Annotated in this window: 19 protein-coding genes and 2 pseudogenes; 7 read left to right on the forward strand and 14 right to left on the reverse strand. The window is 65.2% G+C overall.

Features of this window, described 5'->3' with window-relative positions; all coding sequences use genetic code 11:
* Positions 1–18: 18 nt before the first annotated feature.
* From ACFLEY_RS46240 to ACFLEY_RS46260, 5 genes are all read right to left on the reverse strand, one after another.
* Positions 19–555, reverse strand: coding sequence for a GNAT family N-acetyltransferase (locus ACFLEY_RS46240; protein WP_060909509.1), 537 nt, complete (start codon positions 553–555; stop codon positions 19–21).
* A gap of 176 nt (positions 556–731) precedes the next feature.
* Positions 732–2,078 (reverse strand): magnesium-protoporphyrin IX monomethyl ester anaerobic oxidative cyclase, encoded by a 1,347-nt coding sequence (gene bchE / locus ACFLEY_RS46245; protein WP_211433357.1) that lies wholly within the window; start codon positions 2,076–2,078, stop codon positions 732–734.
* Positions 2,079–2,209: 131 nt separating this feature from the next.
* Positions 2,210–2,950, reverse strand: coding sequence for a di-trans,poly-cis-decaprenylcistransferase (locus ACFLEY_RS46250; protein WP_011083674.1), 741 nt, complete (start codon positions 2,948–2,950; stop codon positions 2,210–2,212).
* Between the two features lie 30 nt (positions 2,951–2,980).
* The gene (locus ACFLEY_RS46255) at positions 2,981–3,355 is read right to left on the reverse strand and encodes a transcriptional regulator (RefSeq protein WP_060909510.1); all 375 of its coding nucleotides are present in this window, start codon (positions 3,353–3,355) and stop codon (positions 2,981–2,983) included.
* Positions 3,342–3,959: a hypothetical protein gene (locus ACFLEY_RS46260; protein ID WP_028172569.1), complete on the reverse strand. Its 618-nt coding sequence runs from the start codon at positions 3,957–3,959 to the stop codon at positions 3,342–3,344. The genes ACFLEY_RS46255 and ACFLEY_RS46260 overlap by 14 nt, the downstream gene beginning before the upstream one ends.
* Positions 3,960–4,188: 229 nt before the next feature.
* On the opposite strand from ACFLEY_RS46260, the gene ACFLEY_RS46265 reads away from it, so the two are divergent.
* The gene (locus ACFLEY_RS46265; RefSeq protein ID WP_304566792.1) at positions 4,189–5,397 is read left to right on the forward strand and encodes a S1C family serine protease; all 1,209 of its coding nucleotides are present in this window, start codon (positions 4,189–4,191) and stop codon (positions 5,395–5,397) included.
* A gap of 172 nt (positions 5,398–5,569) precedes the next feature.
* On the opposite strand, the pseudogene ACFLEY_RS46270 reads toward ACFLEY_RS46265, so the two are convergent.
* The 6 genes and pseudogenes from ACFLEY_RS46270 to ACFLEY_RS46295 all read right to left on the reverse strand — a co-directional run bounded on the left by ACFLEY_RS46270 (position 5,570) and on the right by ACFLEY_RS46295 (position 9,031).
* Positions 5,570–6,305 (reverse strand): annotated as a pseudogene (locus ACFLEY_RS46270) (DUF899 domain-containing protein).
* A gap of 21 nt (positions 6,306–6,326) precedes the next feature.
* Positions 6,327–6,659 (reverse strand): annotated as a pseudogene (locus tag ACFLEY_RS46275) (SRPBCC domain-containing protein); the annotation flags it as partial.
* 11 nt (positions 6,660–6,670) lie between these two features.
* On the reverse strand, positions 6,671–7,210 hold the full coding sequence (locus ACFLEY_RS46280) for a helix-turn-helix transcriptional regulator (RefSeq protein ID WP_082755691.1): 540 nt from the start codon (positions 7,208–7,210) through the stop codon (positions 6,671–6,673).
* A gap of 37 nt (positions 7,211–7,247) precedes the next feature.
* Positions 7,248–7,502 (reverse strand): DUF3551 domain-containing protein, encoded by a 255-nt coding sequence (locus ACFLEY_RS46285; protein WP_082757162.1) that lies wholly within the window; start codon positions 7,500–7,502, stop codon positions 7,248–7,250.
* 125 nt (positions 7,503–7,627) lie between these two features.
* Positions 7,628–7,906 (reverse strand): DUF3551 domain-containing protein, encoded by a 279-nt coding sequence (locus ACFLEY_RS46290; RefSeq protein ID WP_028172563.1) that lies wholly within the window; start codon positions 7,904–7,906, stop codon positions 7,628–7,630.
* Positions 7,907–8,056: 150 nt separating this feature from the next.
* Positions 8,057–9,031 carry a tripartite tricarboxylate transporter substrate binding protein gene (locus ACFLEY_RS46295; protein ID WP_060909513.1) on the reverse strand — a complete coding sequence of 325 codons (975 nt, stop codon included), beginning with the start codon at positions 9,029–9,031 and terminating at the stop codon, positions 8,057–8,059.
* A 126-nt stretch (positions 9,032–9,157) separates the two neighbouring features.
* Here ACFLEY_RS46295 and ACFLEY_RS46300 point away from each other — a divergent pair, with 126 nt between their 5' ends.
* Complete coding sequence (locus ACFLEY_RS46300; RefSeq protein ID WP_011083666.1) at positions 9,158–9,568, forward strand: VOC family protein; 411 nt, start codon at positions 9,158–9,160, stop codon at positions 9,566–9,568.
* A 218-nt stretch (positions 9,569–9,786) separates the two neighbouring features.
* A complete protein-coding gene (locus ACFLEY_RS46305; RefSeq protein ID WP_060909514.1) occupies positions 9,787–11,367 on the forward strand; it encodes an ATP-dependent acyl-CoA ligase in 1,581 nt (526 codons plus the stop codon).
* Positions 11,368–11,463: 96 nt separating this feature from the next.
* Here the strand turns inward: ACFLEY_RS46305 and ACFLEY_RS46310 are convergent, their stop codons facing one another.
* Positions 11,464–12,558, reverse strand: coding sequence for an HD-GYP domain-containing protein (locus ACFLEY_RS46310; protein ID WP_011083664.1), 1,095 nt, complete (start codon positions 12,556–12,558; stop codon positions 11,464–11,466).
* Positions 12,559–12,966: 408 nt separating this feature from the next.
* Positions 12,967–15,261 (reverse strand): molybdopterin cofactor-binding domain-containing protein, encoded by a 2,295-nt coding sequence (locus ACFLEY_RS46315; RefSeq protein ID WP_211433358.1) that lies wholly within the window; start codon positions 15,259–15,261, stop codon positions 12,967–12,969.
* Positions 15,262–15,684: 423 nt separating this feature from the next.
* On the opposite strand from ACFLEY_RS46315, the gene ACFLEY_RS46320 reads away from it, so the two are divergent.
* The 4 genes from ACFLEY_RS46320 to ACFLEY_RS46335 all read left to right on the forward strand — a co-directional run bounded on the left by ACFLEY_RS46320 (position 15,685) and on the right by ACFLEY_RS46335 (position 18,349).
* Positions 15,685–16,449, forward strand: coding sequence for an alpha/beta fold hydrolase (locus ACFLEY_RS46320; protein WP_060909515.1), 765 nt, complete (start codon positions 15,685–15,687; stop codon positions 16,447–16,449).
* 25 nt (positions 16,450–16,474) lie between these two features.
* Complete coding sequence (locus tag ACFLEY_RS46325) at positions 16,475–16,816, forward strand: hypothetical protein (protein WP_011083660.1); 342 nt, start codon at positions 16,475–16,477, stop codon at positions 16,814–16,816.
* A 160-nt stretch (positions 16,817–16,976) separates the two neighbouring features.
* Positions 16,977–17,651 carry a dienelactone hydrolase family protein gene (locus ACFLEY_RS46330; protein ID WP_060909516.1) on the forward strand — a complete coding sequence of 225 codons (675 nt, stop codon included), beginning with the start codon at positions 16,977–16,979 and terminating at the stop codon, positions 17,649–17,651.
* A gap of 215 nt (positions 17,652–17,866) precedes the next feature.
* The gene (locus tag ACFLEY_RS46335; RefSeq protein WP_211433359.1) at positions 17,867–18,349 is read left to right on the forward strand and encodes a hypothetical protein; all 483 of its coding nucleotides are present in this window, start codon (positions 17,867–17,869) and stop codon (positions 18,347–18,349) included.
* Between the two features lie 143 nt (positions 18,350–18,492).
* Here the strand turns inward: ACFLEY_RS46335 and ACFLEY_RS46340 are convergent, their stop codons facing one another.
* Positions 18,493–19,197, reverse strand: coding sequence for a polysaccharide biosynthesis/export family protein (locus tag ACFLEY_RS46340; protein WP_231166607.1), 705 nt, complete (start codon positions 19,195–19,197; stop codon positions 18,493–18,495).
* Positions 19,198–19,414 lie beyond the last annotated feature (217 nt).

Genomic DNA, 19,414 nt, shown 5'->3' on the forward strand with positions numbered 1-19,414 from the left:
AATTCGACCTGCGTAGAGCTATCGCGACAGGTGCTTTGCGAGGTGAACCGACTGCCAGTCGCCGAGCCCGGTATCCCTGAACCCGGCCTTCTTCGCCAGGCCGCGCATTTCCGCGTTCGTCCGCGCGGTCTCGCCGGCGATCATCTCGTGGCCGAGATCGATCGCGCGCATCTCCATCGCCGTCATCATCTGGAGGCCAAGGCCCATGCGCCGGAAGGCATCGGCGACCGAGATGGCAAACTCGCCGTGCCGTGCGGCCGCATCGTAGGTGTAGTGCGTTTCGCCGATGATGGCGCGCTGCCCCGCTTGCCTGAACTCGGCCAGCAAGGTGAAGTGACCGGGACGGTCGGCCTTCGCCACGCATTCGGCCGCGACCACGGCGAGGTCGGCGCGCGCACCCATGAAACGCTTGTTGCGCGATGACGTGGACAGGCCGGTGAAATAGACCGACAGGTCCTCCACATCGGACGCACTGGCGGCCCTGATGCAGACCGTCCCCTTCGCTTCGGCCAGTTCAACCGGCGCGACGACGGCCCCCGGAAACAGCTGTAGCATGCGTGACGCTCTCGGCAGGTTGCGTGGACCGCACACCTAGCCGAGGCCGTGCACGCAGCGCTTGGACATCACTGCCAATCATGCGGCTAAAAACGAACAGCCCGTTTCCCTGTGCCCCGCGTCACACACGGGAGGGTGAAAGCGTCGAAGCGGGCGCGATCGTCTTCAGGCCGCGGTCACGCGGCCTGGCGCAGGCCTGCGTCGCGCTGGAACAGCACCCGCCAGATCGCCTTTGGGCGACACTGCAACACCATTTCCGTGAACTTGAACCAGGCCAGCACGCGCCACGGCGCCATATGGCGCGTGGCGAGCACCTGATGCTTGTAGTCCCATCGCCGGCGATCGGGCTGGATCACGCGGCGCTCGGCCGCGAGACGGAAGTAAGGCGTCCAGCGATGCGGCGTGACGTAGAGCAGCTGAACCTGATCGGGATCGTAGGCAAGCAGCTGCTTCAAGCCGCGCCAGTGATCGCGATCGGTCTCCTCCTCGAACCCGACCACCCAGGTCGCCATCGACAGAATGCCGTGCTGCCGCAGCAGGCGGATGGCCTCACGGTCGACGGCCGTCGTCGCGCCCTTGCGGATCAACTCCAGGGTCCTTTCGTCGGTATTTTCAAGCCCGAGCAGGAAGCGCTGCCAGCCGGCCTTCTTGTAGAGATGCAGGATGTCGGCGTCGCGCACGATGTCGTCGGCGCGGGTCGAGCCGACCAGGATGAGGTCGACGTTCTCAGCGATCAGCGCTTCGAGGAAGGCGCGCCAGACTTTCTTCGAGACGGTCGGGTTTTCGTCGGCGAAATTGATGACCTTGACCCCCTGCTCGCGATGCAGGCGCGCAAGCTCCTTGGCGAAGCGGACCGGATCGCGGTGACGCCAGCGCGTCCAGAACCCGCGCTGGCCGCAATAGTTGCACAGATGCGGACAGCCGCGCGAGAACTGGACGACCACGGCGCGCAGGCCGCCCCAATAGCTGTAGCGCGCATGATCGATCAATTCCCAGCCGATGCGACAGGCGTCGAGGTTTGCGATCACCGGCGCCGGCTGCGTCGCGCGGGGACCTGAGACATCGCGGAACGCGATGCCGGCTATGTCGGCGAGATCGCGACCGTATTCCAGCGCGCGCATCAGACGCCGCGCGGTCTCTTCACCTTCGCCGCGCACGATCGCGCTGACATAGGGTTCATCGTGCAGGATTTCGCGCCAATGGTAGGTCGGGAAGACGCCGCCATAGACGATCAGCACGCGCGGCATGGCCTTCACCAGAGCACAGGCAACCGCCGCGATCACGGGATGTCCGGAAGTCGAGCCGGAATGGCCGAACAGCACGGCATCCGGGGCGAAGCCCGTCGCTTCGCTGACGACCTCGGCGATCGACATGGGGCCGAATTCGGCGTCGATCAGCCGCACCGCATGGCCGTCGTCGATCAGCGGTCCGCCGATCGCGAGCAAACCCAGCGGCGGAAGATGATCATCGGGAATTCGGCTTCCGATCGAGGGATGAGGCACGTTGACAAGAAGAACACGCATGGACTTTCGCTCCCGCTTTGGTTGGCGTGATCGTCCGTCCCACTTCTATGAAGAAGCCCAATCCCCCGACTGAACCCGAAGACATTCGTGCGTGACTGCTGCGGAGACCCTTGCTCTGCCCCGCCTTGGCGTCACACCCGCGAGAGTGACGGCACCTCCTCGGGCATGATCGCCTGGAGGCCGCCGAAGCGCCGCTCACGGCCGTGGAACGCGGCGAGCGCCTCGGCGAGATCGCCCGCATCGAATTCCGGCCACATCCGCTCGGTGAAGTGCAGCTCGGCATAGGCGCCTTCCCACAGCAGGAAGTCCGACAGCCGCTTCTCGCCCGAGGTGCGGATGATGAGATCGACGTCGCGCAAACCGGCCTCGCCGGTGACGAGCTGCGAGAACGCTTCGCGGGTGAGGCTGGTCAGCGCCGCCGCCTTCGCCGCCGCGTTGAGGATGGCATCGCGCGCGGAATAATCGACGGCGATGCGGAGGTGGAGCGTGCTGCCGTGGGCGGTGGCCGCTTCGGCCCGCGCGATCGCATTCGCGATGCCGTCAGGCAGTCGGTCGCGGCGGCCGATCACGGTGAGACGCACCCCGTTCTTCACCAGGCTCTGCACCTCGTTGGCGAGATAGAAGCGCAGCAGGGTCATCAGCGCTGCGACCTCGGCCTTCGGCCTTCGCCAATTGTCGGTCGAGAACGCATAGAGCGTCAGCGTGCCGATGCCCTGCTTGGGCGCCGCCTCGACGATGCGGCGGATCGTCTCGACGCCGGCCTCGTGGCCGCGCAGCCGCGACAGGCCGCGCCGCGTCGCCCATCTGCCGTTGCCGTCCATGATGATGCCGACGTGAAGCTTCTCGCTGCGAGAGGTCATGTCACTTTGCATTGCAAAGTCTCCGGTCAAAAAAGGGGAGGATCAGGTCGAGATGATACCGAGACGGTCGAGCGGCGGCGCTTCGCGACCGGCGGCCTTGGCGGCGTCGCGCACCAGGCGCTCGAGCACGGCCAGATAGTCGAGGAAGCGGCGGCGGCCTGCCCTGGTCAGCCGGCATGTGGTGTGCGGGCGATTGCCCTCATAGCCCTTGGTTACCTCGACGAGGCCGGCCTCCTGCAGCACGGCAAGATGCCGGCTGAGATTGCCGTCGGTAAGGCCGCAGAGCAGCTTGAGGTCGGCGAACGCCAGCCCCTTCGGATGCGCCATCAGCGAGGTCAGAAGCCCGAGCCTCGCCTTCTCGTGGATGACGCGGTCGAGCCCTTCATAGGAAAAAGGCGCGCTGTCAGTCTTCGACATCATGATCTCCGGACGCAAAATACAGAATGCCCGCCATCACCGACTGGCCGATCACGAAAGGCAGGCCCATGGTCCACGGCGACAGCGTGTGGGTTCGGCTCGCGAGCACCACGACCGCGAAACCCGAAACGAAATACCAGGCGCCGGCGAGCGCGACGGTGCGCGGCAGCGAGCGAATGGAGGCGAAGATGCCAAGCGACACCAGGATCTGCCACAGACCCGGCAACAGCCACAGCGTCTCACTCGCGAACTTCCACATCACCACCGCAAGCAGCACGCCGGCGACGCCTGCCGGAAGGAACTGCTCGACCGCCTGGTGGATCATGGCGTCGGCAAGGCCGGAATGATGGCGGCGCGAACGCGCGCGCATCTCGATCCCGATCATCAGGCCGGAGACCACGGCGGCGATGAACCAGCCGAAGAAAAAGCCGAGCGGCTCTCCGGTGGGGTCGCCGAGCAGCCAGAATTGCAGGATTGCCGTAATCAGCGCGACACCGCCGGTCGCGACCATGGTTGCCGGGCCGTAGCCGCGGAACGCCGTGCCGGCCGCAATCTGGCTGCGGATCGCCACGATGTCGGCCAGTGCCTTGTCGAGATCGCGCATCGGCAACGCCAGAACCTCGCTCGACCCCGCTTGTCGGGATCCGTTACTTTGTATTGCAAAGTATATAGCATTGCAAAGTAAGCGCAAGCCCGAAGGATGCCCCGAGGAAACACGCTTCAACAGAACAACTGCCGGTTGCACCAATGGGGACCGGCCGGATAAGATGAGCCAATAGCGTTCCGGGGGCGTGGAGATGTTCAAAACGACTGTTGTTGCGTGCGTGCTACAGATGATCCTGGCCGGGGTGGCCCATGCGGCGGGGCCTTTCGGCACGATCCGCGTCGGCAACTGGAACGGTGGCGCCTATTCCAATGATTCGACCGGCGCGTTCTCTCACTGCGCCGCAAGCACACCTTACGCCAACGGCGTCACCTTGCTTGTTGGCCAGGATGCAAACAGCTCTTGGCTGCTCGGCTTTGCCAATCCGGCATTTCGCTTCAAGAAGGGTGAGAACCTGACGATCGACGTAACCTTCGACGGTCAGGCCGAGGTAAGACTCTTCGCGACCGCGTTTTCCGAGGTGATGGTCTCGGCAGTTCTGCCCACCAACGTCGCCCGCGCGCTCCAGAAGGCGAGCCTGATGGTGGCGGTGGCGAGAGGTACGCCCTTTCAGTTCAGCCTGACGTCAACTGCGCCTTTGGTGGCTGCGATTACCAATTGTGTGACCAGAGTCAAAGCCGACGGCCTGGATAAGGCCGGCGATTTTACAAAGATTGCCGCCAAGCCGCAGACCGCGCCGGACAAGCAGGCATCACCGGCAACCGGCGGCAAATCTGCTCGAACCAAGAGCGGCACCGGCTTCGTGGTCAGCGCCAACGGCCACGTCGTCACCAACAACCATGTGATCGACGGCTGCGTCGGCGACATCAAGGGCAACCTCACCGGCGAGGCCTCGATGGCGCTGCGCGTTGTGTCCAGCGATGCGAACAACGATCTCGCTTTGTTGCAGGCGCCGTCGACGGCGGCTTTCAAGGACTTTGCCCGTATCCGCGACCGCTCGATCCGCTCCGGCGATTCCGTCATCGCGATCGGCTTTCCTTACCATGGAATGCTGACCTCGGACTTCACCGTGACGACCGGTATCGTGAGCTCACTCAGCGGCATGCGCAACGACACGCGCTTCCTGCAGATCAGTGCGCCAGTGCAGCCCGGCAACAGCGGGGGCCCGCTGTTCGACGCCACCGGGCAGATCGTGGGCGTCGTTACCGGAAAGGTCGACGCGCTCCGCATCGCCGTGGCGACCGGCAACATTCCCGAGAACATCAACTTCGCCATCAAGACCGGCGTGCTGCGCGACTTCCTCGACAATTCCGTGGTGCCCTATCAGACCGCCGAGCCTAAGGCCGAGCTCAAGACCACCGACATCGCCGGCAACGCGCGGCCCTATACGATGCTGATCTCGTGCAACGCGACGGAGCAGGCCGACGCGAAGCGGTAGCCCTCACGAGCAAGGCAAGCTGCCGCGCCGACCACTGCTGTCATTCCCCGCGAAGGCGGGGAATCCAGTACGCTGCGGCCTCTCGTCTCTATCACTCCCCTCTCGGAGTACTGGATCGCCCGGTCAAGCCGGGCGATGACACCTTTGACGTGGGCAGGGCGTCCCCGCCCCCTCACCCGTGGCAGCACGCACCCTTCGTCGCCTGCGGCTCGTACTGGTCGCGCAGGCGCACCCAATCCATCGGATAGGGCAGTCCCTCCTCGTGACGGCCGAGCGGGGTGAGGTCGAGGTACTGATAAGCGGCGTTCATCATGTCGAGGCCGCGGGCGAAGCAGGAATAGGTGTGGAAGATCTCACCGGCCTCGTTGCGGTAGAACACGCTGATGCCCGGCAGCTCCGGCCCGTAGATCTTCGTGGTGCCGAAATTGTACATCGGCTTGCCCGTGGCGATCTGGTCCGGCGAGAACGTCACGCCGTAATCCCGGTTGAAGTCGTTGCTTCCCGACGAGACCCAGTCGAAGGTCCAGCCCATCCGCGTCTTGAAGTCCTCGAGCTTTGCGATCGGCGCCAGCGAGATTGCGACCGTCGCGGTGTCGCGTGCGGCCAGGTGCGGCACCATGCGATCAAGACCGTCAGCCCAGAACGAGCAGCTCTTGCAGGCCGCTTCCCAGTCGGGCGCGAACATCACGTGCTGGACGACGAGCTGCGGACGCCCCTTGAAGAGATCGCCGAGCGTCACCTTGCCGCTCGGTCCGTCGAACACGTAGTCCTTGTCGACCTTGACCCAGGGCAGCGCGCGGCGCTCCTCGGCGAGGCGCTCGCGAGCCGCTGTAAGCTCCTTCTCATGCGCCATAAGGGTTTTGCGAGCCGCGATCCAGCTCGCGCGATACGATCTGATGGGGTTGCATGACGGTCTCCTCTGACAGAAATCAGGCGACGAAGGCATCGAGCTTGTCGAGGAACGAGCTCCAGCCCCGCTGATGATTGTCGCGTGCGGCCTCGTCGAAGAACTGGGCGTGATGAAAGATCATCAGCGTGCCGGCGCTATCCGGCTTGAACGAGATCGTGACCAGCGATTCGCGCTCGGGCGTCGAGTGCCAGGCCCAGGTGAAGACCAAAAGCTCGTTCGGCACGACCTCGCGATAGGTGCCGCCGGCCTCGAAATATTCGCCGTCGTCGCCGACGAAGCTGATGCGGTAGCGACCGCCGGTGCGAACGTCGAGCTCGGCGGCCAGCGTCGCCGGTTTCATGTTCGGCGGCCCGAACCATTGCGCTAGCTGCGAGGCCTGCGTCCAGGCGGCGTAGACTTTTTCCGGCCGCGCGCGGAGCCGGCGCGTGAGCGTGAGGCTTGGATGTTCGCTTGGACGTTCTGCCGGGCGCTCGGCGCTGCGGGAATCGGCGTTGACGGCTGTGTTGGCCATGTCTCTTCCTCCACGAAGGCGGCAAGACGATCTAGATTGTCGGACCAGAACTGCGCGTAACGATTGAGCCAGTTCATCGCCTGCTCCATCGGCTGCGCGGTGAGCCGGCACGAGACCGTGCGACCGGTTTTCTCGCGCACGATCAGGCCTGCGTCCGTGAGCACATCGAGATGCTTCATGATCGCCGGCAGCGAGACCGGAAACGGCGCGGCCAGCTCGCTCACCGACAGGCTGTCCTGCTCGCCGAGGCGGGCGAGAAGCGCACGCCGCGTCGGGTCGGATAGCGCCGCAAAGGTCCGGTCCAGCGTCTCGTCCTGATACTTAACCATGTGGTTTAGTATAGACGTGAACGAGAAGGCGTCAAGCAGGAACCCGCGCGCCCGGATCTGCACGATCAGGTGATCAGGCAGACGTCAATGAGAGGCGCCGCTAGTATGGCGGAGCGTGCCGGGCTCGCGGAGCCGGCTGAGGTGGCGCTCGCGTGACCAAGGCGGGATTCTGACCGCAAAAGCCCTTGCGGCCTGAGGCGCTCAGCAGACACTGCTCGCGGGTTTGATAGGAGCAGTCGCCGGGATAGCCATATTCCGAATCCTGAATGCACCACGCATAGTCCGCCCGCGCCGGGCTGCCGCCGGCGAGCCACACAAGGACCATGGTGCCCAGCACGAATTGCGCCTTGCGCATGACCGATCTCCCATGTTCGCCGCGCGACATGCGACCTCACAGAGAGAAAGGCTCGCAGAGCCAGTTTATTCCGGAGCGATCACGCGAAAATGCGCCGCTGCGGGCTTCGCGATGACTTCGTGCGGCTAGTACGGCGCGACGGGCCGCGTGCGCCGGCGCGGCTGCGGTTGGCGCTGCGGCACCTGGCCATAGGCCATGAGCGGATTGGGGCCGCAGTACAATAGCCGGCCGGACACACTGGCCAGACACTGCTCGTAGGTGCTGTAGGCGCATTCGCCGGGATAATCATATTCGCCGCCCTGGGCGCACCAGGGATAGTCGCGCGCCGCGGCGGGCGTGACGGTGACGACACCGGCAAGGGCCGTCGCACCCAATGTCAGCAGGACCAGTTGCGTCTTGCGCATGTCCCAACTCCTCTCTTCACGGCGCCAGATACGGCGCCATACATCATCAGGTTTCGCCGGGCCGCTTTATTCCAGATCAACGAGACAACGCGCGCAAGAAAAAAAGCCCTGCCGAACGGCAGGGCTCCAATTCCGATCATCACAAGATCGCTACTCGACCTTCAGGCCGGCGAACTCGACGACCTTCTTCCACTTCTCGGTCTCGGCCTTGATCTCCTCGCCGAACGCCTCGGGGGTCTGCACCCGCGGCTCGCCGCCGAGCTCGACCAGACGCTTGGTCATGTCGGGCTCCTTCATCAGCGTGTTGATCTCATCGTTGAGCTTGGCGATGATTTCCTTCGGCGTGTTCTTCGGCGCCCCCATGCCGAACAGCGCGCTCGCCTCGTAGTCCTTCACGGTCTCGCCGATCGCCGGCACGTCGGGCAGTTGCGGCGAGCGCTGCGCGGTGGTGACGCCGATCGCACGCAGGCTGCCCGAACGGATGTGCTGGATGATCGAGGGCATGTTGTCGAAGATCACCTGCACCTGACCGCCGAGCATGTCGGTGATCGCGGGCGCCGCGCCGCGATAGGGCACGTGCTGCATCTTGCAGCCGGTCATCGCCATGAACATCTCGCCGGACAGGTGCACCGAGGTGCCGTTGCCTGACGAGGCCATGTTGACCTTGCCGGGATTGGCCTTCACGTATTCGATGAACTCGGCGACGGTCTTGGCCGGCACGTCCTTGTTCACGGTCATCACGTTCGGCACGCGCTGGAACGAGGCGACCAGCGCGATGTCGCGCACGAAGTTGAACTTCAGGTTGGTGTAGAGCGAGGCGTTGATGTAGTTGGCCGGATTGACCAGCTGCAGCGTGTAGCCGTCGGGCTCGGCATTGATCACGGATTCGGTGGCGATATTGTTGCCGGCGCCCGGCTTGTTCTCGATCACGAATTGCTGGCCGAGCTTTTCCGACAGCCGCTGGCCGATCAGCCGTGCCAGGATGTCGGTGGCACCGCCCGGCGGATAGCCGACCACCCATTTCACCGGGCGAGCCGGATAATCGGCGGCAAGGGCCTTCGACAGCGGGCTGGCTGCAAGAGGAGTGGCGGCAAGCAGGCCCAGCGCGGTACGGCGAGTGATCATTTCAAGGGTTCTCCCAACGTGTTGTTCTTGAAAGCCAGATATCTTGAAAGCGTCGTCGGCGGCGTTGTAACAAAGCCGGAAGCACGCGGAAAGTGCGCAACGCACATGGCGACGAAAGGATAAGGCATGCCGGTCAAGGTCGAGGCCCTCGATCACCTCGTGATCAACGTCGCCGACGTCGCGGTGACCGCTGAGTGGTACCGCAAGATTCTCGGCATGGAAGTCAAGGTGTTCGACCCCGGCGGCGGCAAAGCGCCGCGGACGTCGTTGCAATTCGGTAACCAGAAGATCAACGTCCGGCCGCGCGATGCCGACAAGGTCGAGTGGTTCACCGCCGACCACCAGACCGCCGGCAGCGAGGATCTGTGCTTCCTCACCTCCGCCGCGCCCGACGAGGTGGTGGCGCATTTGCAGGCACATGGCGTCGCGATCGAGGAAGGCCCGGTTCCCAAGCAGGGCGCCCGCGGCACGCTGCGCTCGGTCTATTGCAGGGATCCGGACGGCAGCCTGATCGAGATCTCGTCGTACGAAAACTAGACTCGTCATTCCGGGGCGATGCGAAGCATCGAACCCGGAATCTCGAGATTCCGGGTCTGGTCCTTTGGACCATCCCGGAATGACGAATGAGAGAACGAGCGCGCGGCCACTGCACAGCGCACACCGCCCCCGATTTGCTCCCCGCGCCGTCCGGTGGCAGGAAGACGCAATAATCAAAAGGCGGCCGCCATCAAGATGCAGGCTGCACGGGAGGACGCATGCCCAATCAACAGACCGCAGCCGGAATCGTGGGCCCGTTTGACGGGCTGGATGTGCCGTGGCTCCTGAAGATGCGCGCCGAGGTGCGCAGCGCTCATCCCTTCCTGATCTGGGCGCCGTTCGACGCGCCGGCGCGGCACTGGAGCTATGGCGAGTTTCACGAGCGGGTCGGCGCGCTCGCGGCGGGGCTGGCGAAGCGCGGCGTCAGGCCGGGCGAATATGCGCTCATTCACCTGGACAATTGCATCGAGGCGCTGCTGGCCTGGTTTGCCTGCGTCGAGCTGGGCGCCATCGCAGTGACCACAAACACGCGTTCGGCGCCGGCCGAGATGGAATATTTTGCGGATCATTGCGGCGCGGTTGCCGCCATCACGCAACCGTCCTACGCCGAGATCCTTGCAAAGCACTGCCGCAATCTGCGCTGGATCGCGGTGACCTCGCACGATGCGGGCGCGGCGCCGGCACAGCCCGTCGCGCACGGCGACAGCTTCGAGGCGCTGTTCGCCGACGGCGCCGACCGTCCCGGGCGCATGGCCGATCCGCTCGCGCCGTGCAGCGTACAATACACCTCCGGCACGACATCGCGGCCGAAGGCGGTGCTGTGGACCCACGCCAACGCGCTGTGGGGCGCCAAGATCAACGCCGCGCATGAGGATCTGCACGCCGGCGACGTGCACCAGGCCTATCTGCCGCTGTTTCACACCAACGCGCTGGCCTACTCCATGCTGGCGACGCTTTGGGTCGGGGCGACCTGCGTAATCCAGCCGCGCTTCTCCGCGAGCCGGTTCTGGCGCGTCGCGCGCGAGCACGGCTCGACCTGGACCTCGACCATTCCCTTCTGCATGAAGGCGCTGCTCGAGCAGGAGATCCCGAAAGACCACAAATTCCGCCTGTGGGGCAGCGCCGTGAACGAGCCGCCGGCCTTCGCCGCCTTCGGCGTCAAGATCATCGGCTGGTGGGGCATGACCGAGACCATCACCCACGGCATCGTCGGCGAGGTCGATCAGCCCAACATCCCGATGTCGATCGGCCGCGCCGCGCCTGAGTACCAGATCCGGATCACCGACGATGACGGACGGCCGACCGAGGTCGGCGACACCGGCAATCTCTCGATCAAGGGCATCCGCGGCCTGTCGCTGTTCGCCGAATATCTCCACAACGAGAAAGCCACGCGCGAGAGCTTCGACGCGCACGGCTTCTTCCTCACCGGCGACCGCGTCGAGCGGCTGGCGAACGGCTTCGTCAGATTCGGCGACCGCGCCAAGGACATGCTGAAGGTCGGCGGCGAGAACGTCGCGGCCTCCGAGATCGAGCAGGTGATCGCGCTCGTCCCCGGCGTGCGCGAGGCGGCGGTGGTGGCGAAGAAGCACCCGATGCTGGACGAGGTGCCGGTCGTCTTCATCATCCCGCACGGCGGTGTCGCGGGCGCGGCGCCGGACCTGCGTGACAGCGTGATGGCCGCCTGCCGCAAAGGCCTCGCCGACTTCAAGGTGCCGCGCGAGATCAGGCTGGTCGACGACATGCCGCGCTCGACGCTGGAGAAGGTGGCGAAGGCGGAGCTGAGGAAGATGGTGGGGTGATCACAGTCGTTCCGGGGCGGTGCAAAGCACCGAACCCGGAACCTCGAAATTCCGGGTTCGATGCTTCGCATCGCCCCGGAATGACTCGTCAAGAAGTCAAAACGACCCCAGCGCCACGGGCCTGAACGCCTGCAGCAGCTGCTGGTCGAGCTTGCCGCCCATGCCTTCCATCATCGTGAAGGCGCGGGAGTGGGTGAAGGGCATGCGGTAGGCGCGCTTCTCCACCAGGGCGGCGTAGATGTCGACGATCGTCGTCAGCCGCACGATGTCGCTGATCTGGTTCGACGACAGGCCGTTGGGATAGCCGCTGCCGTCGAGGAATTCGTGGTGATGCAGCACGACGTCGAGCATCTCCGGCGGGAAGCCGCCCTGAGCTGCGAGCGCATCATAGCCGCGGCGCGGATGCTGGCGGACCTCGTCCATCTCCTCGTCGGTGAGCTTGCCGGGCTTGTCGAGCAGCGCGGAGGGAACGAAGGCCTTGCCGACGTCGTGCAGCAGCGCGGCACGGGTCAGGCGGCGCTGGTCATCCTCGCGCATGCCGAGATGCTGCGCGAAGGCGACGGCAAATCCGGTGACGAACAGGCAGTGGCGATAGCTGCCGACATGGTGGCAGCCGACCGTGGTGAGCCACTCGCGCAGCGAGGAGTGCTTCATCGCCTTCAGGATCTTGCTCTCGGCGGCGATGACGTCGTCGAAGGTCAGGGGCACGCCGAGCGGCAGCTTCTCGAACATCTTGGCGAGCACCGCGTGCGCCGCCTCGACGCCGCGGTTCAGCGTCTTGCCGCGATCGGTCGCGTCATAGGTGGCGGTGTCGGGAAACGCGGCGCGGATGCGCTGCAGGATCGCGTCGGCCTGAAGCGGCCGCGAGATCGTGTCGGTGGCGCCCAGCGCCCAGGCCTGCATGGTGCCGTGGTGCAGGGCATCGGCGAGCACGAACAGCCGCGGCATCGAACGATAGGCATCGCCGCGCAGCTTGTTGCGCACCCGCTGCACGCTCTCGGGCGAGCGCAGATTGATGTCGACCACGAGGCCGGAGAGATCGCGCGAGGGCTTCTCGGGGATGTCCTGGGTCGTCACCGTCGAGACGTCGCCGACCGCCTTCAGGATGCTGGCAAGCTCGGTGCTCTCGTCGCTCCGGTCGGAGGCGAGCAGAAGCCGGCGTTTGGCGGCGGGTTTCACTGAGGCGTTCATGGCTTCCCCAAGAGAACGGGAGTGTTTCGGGCGAAAGCCTAAGCCGGATCAGGTTCTCCGGCCCTTAAGAGGCGTGCTCAATGGAACCTTCCGGAATTGCGCGCAATTTTACGGATTTCGGTTACCCGCAAGGGAACTGCAAAACGGTGAAAACAACCCCATGCACAGTAGAACGGCCATTGAAGATAAAGGGGATTTTCGGGCGCTGTCCCTCCCGCCCGCCGCCGTCATCGAACGGCTTGACCGGGCGCTCCAATACTCCGAGACGGCGCGGCTAGAATCGAGAAGCCGCGGCTTACTGGATGCCCGCCTTCGCGGGCATGACAGTGAGATTGTGGAGGCGGCCTCCAAAACAAATCCGCCGGAAGTTGCCCTCCGGCGGATGATCTCTGGCAGCCTTCGACCGGCTTACGCCTTCATTGCGCCCTTCACGGCCTCGGCCGTGATCGGCAGCGCCCGCACGCGGGCGCCGCTGGCGTTGAAGATGGCGTTGCCGATGGCGGGGGCGATCACCGTCACCGCCGGCTCGCCGACGCCGGTGGCCTTCTCGCCATTGGCGATCACGGTGACCGCGACCTCGGGCATCTGGCTCATGCGCAAGGGCGTGTAGCTGTCGAAATTGGTCTGCTCGATGCCACCGCCCTTGAGCGTCGCCTTCTCGTACATCGCCAGCGACAGGCCCCACAGCGCCGCACCCTCGACCTGGGCGCGGATGTTGTCGGGATGCACCTGGGTGCCGACATCGGTTGCGACCGTGAGCTTCTTCACGGTCACCTCACCCGACGGCGCCACCGCGACATGGGCGACGCACGCCGTCCAGCTTGCGGTCGCGCGCTCCTGCGACGAGACGCAGGCGACGCCCATGCCCTCGCCTTTCGGCAGTTGCCTGGTGCCGTAGCCGGACAGTCCCATTGCGGCGAGCAGCGTGTTGCGCAGCCGCTGCGCCCCGCCGTCGTTCTTGCCGGCACCGTCGAGCAGCGAGATGCGGAACTGCGCGGGATCCTTGCCGGTCGCAGCCGCGATCTCGTCGATCATGCTTTCGACCGCCCAGAACGTCCAGCCGGGCGCCACCGAGCGAAGCTGCCCGGACGGCGTCGCGTTGTGCGCGAGCTCGTTCTTGATCGCGCGCACATAATGGTTGGGCACGGTGTAGAAGAAGTCGGCACCGTTCACCGTGAAGCTGTCGAGCGGCCCCTTCTTGTCGACCGATGGCGTCAGGAAATCGGGGATTCCCCAGCGCGCGGTCGGCCAGGCGGAGACGACGTCGTGGCTGAGCGCGATGAGCTTGCCGTCGCCGTCCACGCCGGCCTTCACCTTTTGGTAGGTGAGCGGACGCGAGAAATCCATCGTCATGTCGTTCTCGCGCGAATAGATCACCTTCACCGGCTTGCCGACCGCCTTTGCCGCCTGCACGGCCGGAATCATCATGTCGGCATCGAGACGCCGGCCGAAGCCGCCGCCCAGCCAATGCTGGTGCATCACCACGAACTTCGGATCGATCCCGGCCGCGCCCGCGGCGATCGCGCCGGAGCGCGTCGCGAACTGGTTGCCGGAATAGATGTGCAGGATGTCGCCCTTGAACTCCGCGGTGGCGTTCATCGGCTCCAGCGGCGCGTGGATGTTGATGCTGGTGGTGTACTCGGCCTCCACCACCTTGGCCGCCGAACCGAAGGCCGCATTGGGATCGCCGTCCTTGACGAAGAACTGGCCGGAATCCTCGAGGCCCTGGAGCCGCTTGGCCTCGTCGAGCAGCGACTGGCTCGACAGCTTGGCGTTCGGACCGCCGTCATAGGCGATCTTCAGCGCATCCGCCGCCTTGCGCGCGTTGGCATAGGTGCCGGCCACCGCGACCACCCAGCCGGAGGTGGTTCCGGTCTTGTCGTCGAGGATGATGGCCTTGATGAAGCCGGGCACCTTCTTTGCTTCGCTGTCGTCGACCGATTTCACCGTGGCGCCGAAGCGCACCGGCGGGGTCACCACCTTGCCGTAGACCATGCCCGGCAGCATCACGTCGATGCCGTACTTGGCGGTGCCGTTGGTCTTGGAGGGGATGTCGAGCTGCGGCACCGACACGCCGATCATGGTGTATTGATCCGGCGTCTTCAGCTTGATCGCCTTAAGCTCGTCCGGCGTGAAGGTCTTGGTCGCCTTTCCGCTCTTGACGATGTCGGCAAACGACATCTGCTTCTTCGACTTCGGATGCGAGACCATGGAGTCGCGCACCACCAGCTGGTCCTTGAAGTAGGGCGGCAGGCCCATGGCTGCGGCCGCCGCTTCCGTCAGCGCGATACGGCCGGCAGCGCCCGCCCGGCTCATCGCCTCGAAATTCATCATGGTTGACCAGCTGCCGCCGGTGATCTGCGCCCCCAGAACGGGATCGTTGAACTTCGGATCGTTGGAGGCGAGCTGCACACGCATGTCGCTCCATTTCGCGCCCAGCTCCTCGCAGACGATCTGCGCCATGGTGGAGGCGATGTGCTGGCCCATGTCGGCCTTGCCGCAGGTCACGGTGACGAGACCGTCAGGCGAGATCGCATACCAGACGCTCGGCTCGAAATTGGCGGGCGCGGCGGCCGACGCCGGATCGATGCCGGGCATGCCGGCATAGCCGAGCACGAGGCCGGACGCGGCGGTGCCGACGAGGAAGGAGCGGCGGCTGAGATCGGTCGTCCCGGGGGCGACGTTGTTCACGTGCTTATTCATGTGGACCTCCGCTCATTGCCGGAGGCGGATGCAGTGCGCATCTCGGTTGCGGCGTTCGCCGCATCCACGGACAGACTCCGCCCGTTGATGGTGAGAGTTGGCATAGGCGTCTTCCCCTGCCGGTGCATGAAGCCGCTTACGGCGGCAACTTGTATTGGCGGACGCCCACCGGGCTGGCGTCAACCTTGATCGCAAGAATGATCGCGTTCCGCCGCAGAGGCAAATGCAATCTGGAATTGATCGAAGCCATCTCGGCCTTTGCATGTTGTGCGTTGCGAGAACGGAACTGACGCAGCGCGCATGATGCAAAGGAAAACGGCAGACCTCGCGTCAAGCATACATGCCATCGCCTTCAGGCGGTTTCTTCGAGGTAACCCGGCGGCTAGGATGGCCGCGACGAAACAAACAATAAAGGCGGGAGAAATGCCGAAGATCGATCGGGACGGCGTCGGAATCTATTACGAGGTCCATGGCGACGGGCCGCCGCTGCTGCTCACGCACGGCTACTCATCGACCTCGGCGATGTGGCGTGAGCAGGTCGATGCATTGGCGAAGGACCACAAGCTTGTCTTGTGGGACATGCGCGGCCACGGCCAGTCCGACTATCCCGACGATCCCAAGGCCTATAGCGAAGCGCTCACCGTCGGCGACATGGCGGCGATCCTCGATACCGTCGGCTCGAAGCGCGCCGTCATCGGCGGGCTGTCGCTCGGCGGCTACATGTCGCTCGCCTTCACGCGCGCTTATCCGCAACGCGTCCGCGCGCTGCTGATCATCGACACCGGCCCGGGCTTCAAGAAGGACGATGCGCGCGAGGCCTGGAACGCACGGGCGCTTGCCACCGCCGACAGGCTCGAGCGCGAAGGTCTCGACGTGCTGAAGGCGGCGACGCGCGAGCGCGCCTCCGCTAGTCATCGCAACGCCAGCGGGCTGGCGCTCGCCGCACGCGGCATGCTGACCCAGCGCGATGCGAAGGTGATCGAGCTGCTTCCCGATATCACGGTGCCGTCGTTGATCGTGGTCGGCGCCGACGACACGCCGTTCCTGGCCGCATCCGACTACATGGCGGCCAAGATCCCCGGCGCACAAAAGGTCGTGATCCCCGCCGCCGGACACGCCGTCAACATCGATCAGCCCAAGGCTTTTGTTGACGCGGTCGTGCCTTTCCTGAAGAACTTGCCGCAATAGGCCGGCCGAACGAGGATTTGAGCCGATGAAGCAAGCGATGTTGGTTGCGGGCGTCGTGGCGACACTTTTCTCGGCGCCTGTTCAGGCCGAACCGTTTGGCACCGTGCCGCCGCGCCGGCCCTTCGTCGCGACCTTGTCGAACAACACACCGCTCGCCTTCGGCATGGACGCCGAGCAATCCGCACGCGCTTTGGGGCAGCCGCTGCAATATGTGCGGGGACGTCCCGGCAACGAAATCTACCTCGCGCTTCGCAACATCGGCGGCAGCGGCTTGATCCCCTACCGCCACCGCCTGTTCCTGCAATTCCGCCACGGACGGCTGGCGGGATGGAAGGAGGACTACGGCGAGAACTGGATGTGGGAATAACTGTCACCCCTCACGGTGTGGAGCGCGGAACGCGCGTCTCGAACCATGCAGGCCCGCATCTCGCAGCTCGGCCTCTATCCTTCGAGACGCGCGCGAAGGGCGCGCTCCTCAGGATGAGGGGAGAGAGCTGAGTTCGCAATAACAGAGAAGGACAACCCGCGTGGGACAAGACATCAGACTGAAGGCCTCCGACAATTTCCAGCTGGGCGGCTATCGCGCCGATCCCGCAGGCAACCCGAAGGGCGCGGTGGTGGTGATCCAGGAGATATTCGGGGTCAATCATCACATCCGCTCGGTCTGCGATCGGCTGGCGAGCGAAGGCTATGTCGCGATCGCGCCGTCGATCTTCGACCGCACCTCGCCCAATTTCCAGTCGGGCTATACGCCCGATGAGATCGCCGAGGCGCGCAAGTTCGTTGCCAGTCCCGACTGGGCCGCGATGCTGCGCGACACCCAAGCCGCGATCGATGCGGTGAAGGGCGTCGGCCCGGTCGGCATCATCGGCTTTTGCCTCGGCGGCAGCGTTGCCTTCGTCGCGGCGACGCGGCTGTCGGGCCTGAAGGCCGCGATCGGCTATTATGGCGGCGCGGTCGTGCGCTTCGCCGACGAGACGCCGAAGGTGCCGACGCAACTGCATTTCGGCGAGAAGGATGCCGGCATTCCCCTGACCGACGTCGAGACCGTCAAGGCGAAACGGCCGGACGTGGAGGTCTTCATCTATCCCGGCGCCCAGCACGGCTTTCATTGCGACGAGCGCGCCAGCTACGACAAGGCGAGTGCCGACATCGCCTGGCCACGCAGCATGCAATTCTTCGCGAAGCATTTGACGACGTAGCGCGGGCGACTCTCTCCTCCGTCATTCCGGGATGCGCCGCGAAGCGGTGCAGGCCCGGAATCCATCATGCGTCAAAGTCGGAGGCGCGATGGATTCCGGGCTCGCGCTACGCGCGCCCCGGAATGACGAGAGGTGAGAGCGGGAATCGGGTGGTTGCGACCTGCCCCCCGGCGATAGGGTTGGCCAATCAAGCCAACACACGCCGGGAGATCGTCATGCAGCAGGTCAACACGAACCTCGTCATCCGCAATCCCTTCGGCACGATGGACGTCCCGGGCCCGGACGATTCTGACGTCATGAGCTACGCCGCGGCCGCCACGCTTTCCGGCGATGCAGCCGACGGCAATGCGGCGCATTGGGCAGACATTTCTTCGCGCGCCGACCCGCTTGAAGGCATCTGGGCAAGCCGCTGGAACGGCGGCGCCGATCCGACCATTGCCGGCGACACGCCGGAGACATGGAAGCGGGGCCGCGCCGACGTTCGCGTTGCGGGGAACCGGATCTACCTGCGTTTCGACTGGGACGATGGTCGCCGACACGGGCTGATCGACGCGGCGCGCGAGGGCGCGGATCGCCTGGTTGGCAAGTACATCAACCTGACCAACCCAGCGATCACGCGGCCGTGGGTCGGGCGCGTGGTCGATGCCGCGTGCATCGACGGATGTTTTCGGGAAGGGCGGCTGGATTTCAGGAGATAGGTCGCGAGGTCGCCGACATCATCCCTGCCGTCATTCCGGGATGCGCCGCGCAGCGGTGCAGGCCCGGAATCCATCGTGGGTCAGAGATGGTGGAGAAATAGATTCCGGGCTCGCGCTACGCGCGCCCCGGAATGACGAGAGAGCTAGAACCAGCGCTCGCCGACGAACACGGTGTCGCCCGGTGCCAACGGCGTGCCGAGCGGAACCACGGCGCGCATCGAGCCGCCGGCTTCGGTGTGCGTGACGGTGACCACGTCGCGCTTGGCGCGGGGCGAGAAGCCGCCGGCGATGGCGACGGCGCTTTCGACCGTCATGTTCGGCACGTAGGGATATTGGCCGGGCGCCGAGACTTCGCCGAGAATGAAGAACGGGCGATAGGCCTCGATCTCGACGGCGACCGAGGGCTCACGGATATAACCGTTGCGCAGGCGCGCGGCGATTTCACCGGCGAGGCCCGCCGTGGTGCGGCCACGCGCCGGCACCGCGCCGATCAGCGGCATGGTGATGGAGCCGCCGGCATCGATCGCGTAGCTGTTGGTGAGACCTTCCTGGCCATAGACCACGACGCGCAGCTTGTCGCCGGCATCGAGATGGTAGGAGGCATCATAACGGACCGGCGCTCCCATCGGCGCGGCGTAGCCGACCGGCATCGGCGCAGGCGCGGAGGCAAAGGAGTTGCGCAGCGCGCCGATGGCGCCGCCACCGTCGGCGACGACAACCGGCTGCGGCGCGTTGTAGGGCTGGCCGTAGGCCATCGAATCGAGATCGGCGCGCGGCTGCATCACCGCGACGGGGCCGGCGGTCTGCATGCAGCCGCCAAGGGCAAGCGCGGCGGACGCTGCCAACATCGACCATCGAAACGCGCGTGCAACCGGCACCGGACCTATCCCTCGAAACGAGACGGCTCCAGTGATGCACCGGTTATGGTTAATAAAGCGTTGAGGGGGCTGGAGCGCTGCGAGCAACGGGCACACTGCGCTCCCTCTCCCGCTCTTGTCCGCCGAAGCCTTGGCGAAGGCGGATGCGGGGCGCGACGAGCTTCGCTCGCGCTGAGAGGGCTGGGGA

Source organism: Bradyrhizobium sp. YCK136 (assembly GCF_044570075.1).
GTDB lineage: Bacteria > Pseudomonadota > Alphaproteobacteria > Rhizobiales > Xanthobacteraceae > Bradyrhizobium > Bradyrhizobium diazoefficiens.

What these genes read in the sequence shown, in the direction of transcription:
- ACFLEY_RS46240 (WP_060909509.1), bottom strand. Translation starts at nt 555, where the DNA reads ATGCTACAGCTGTTTCCGGGGGCCGTCGTCGCGCCGGTTGAACTGGCC.
- bchE (WP_211433357.1), bottom strand. Translation starts at nt 2,078, where the DNA reads ATGCGTGTTCTTCTTGTCAACGTGCCTCATCCCTCGATCGGAAGCCGA.
- ACFLEY_RS46250 (WP_011083674.1), bottom strand. Translation starts at nt 2,950, where the DNA reads ATGCAAAGTGACATGACCTCTCGCAGCGAGAAGCTTCACGTCGGCATC.
- ACFLEY_RS46255 (WP_060909510.1), bottom strand. Translation starts at nt 3,355, where the DNA reads ATGTCGAAGACTGACAGCGCGCCTTTTTCCTATGAAGGGCTCGACCGC.
- ACFLEY_RS46260 (WP_028172569.1), bottom strand. Translation starts at nt 3,959, where the DNA reads ATGCGCGATCTCGACAAGGCACTGGCCGACATCGTGGCGATCCGCAGC.
- ACFLEY_RS46265 (WP_304566792.1), top strand. Translation starts at nt 4,189, where the DNA reads ATGATCCTGGCCGGGGTGGCCCATGCGGCGGGGCCTTTCGGCACGATC.
- ACFLEY_RS46285 (WP_082757162.1), bottom strand. Translation starts at nt 7,502, where the DNA reads ATGCGCAAGGCGCAATTCGTGCTGGGCACCATGGTCCTTGTGTGGCTC.
- ACFLEY_RS46290 (WP_028172563.1), bottom strand. Translation starts at nt 7,906, where the DNA reads ATGCGCAAGACGCAACTGGTCCTGCTGACATTGGGTGCGACGGCCCTT.
- ACFLEY_RS46295 (WP_060909513.1), bottom strand. Translation starts at nt 9,031, where the DNA reads ATGATCACTCGCCGTACCGCGCTGGGCCTGCTTGCCGCCACTCCTCTT.
- ACFLEY_RS46300 (WP_011083666.1), top strand. Translation starts at nt 9,158, where the DNA reads ATGCCGGTCAAGGTCGAGGCCCTCGATCACCTCGTGATCAACGTCGCC.
- ACFLEY_RS46305 (WP_060909514.1), top strand. Translation starts at nt 9,787, where the DNA reads ATGCCCAATCAACAGACCGCAGCCGGAATCGTGGGCCCGTTTGACGGG.
- ACFLEY_RS46310 (WP_011083664.1), bottom strand. Translation starts at nt 12,558, where the DNA reads ATGAACGCCTCAGTGAAACCCGCCGCCAAACGCCGGCTTCTGCTCGCC.
- ACFLEY_RS46315 (WP_211433358.1), bottom strand. Translation starts at nt 15,261, where the DNA reads ATGAATAAGCACGTGAACAACGTCGCCCCCGGGACGACCGATCTCAGC.
- ACFLEY_RS46320 (WP_060909515.1), top strand. Translation starts at nt 15,685, where the DNA reads ATGCCGAAGATCGATCGGGACGGCGTCGGAATCTATTACGAGGTCCAT.
- ACFLEY_RS46325 (WP_011083660.1), top strand. Translation starts at nt 16,475, where the DNA reads ATGAAGCAAGCGATGTTGGTTGCGGGCGTCGTGGCGACACTTTTCTCG.
- ACFLEY_RS46335 (WP_211433359.1), top strand. Translation starts at nt 17,867, where the DNA reads ATGCAGCAGGTCAACACGAACCTCGTCATCCGCAATCCCTTCGGCACG.
- ACFLEY_RS46340 (WP_231166607.1), bottom strand. Translation starts at nt 19,197, where the DNA reads ATGTTGGCAGCGTCCGCCGCGCTTGCCCTTGGCGGCTGCATGCAGACC.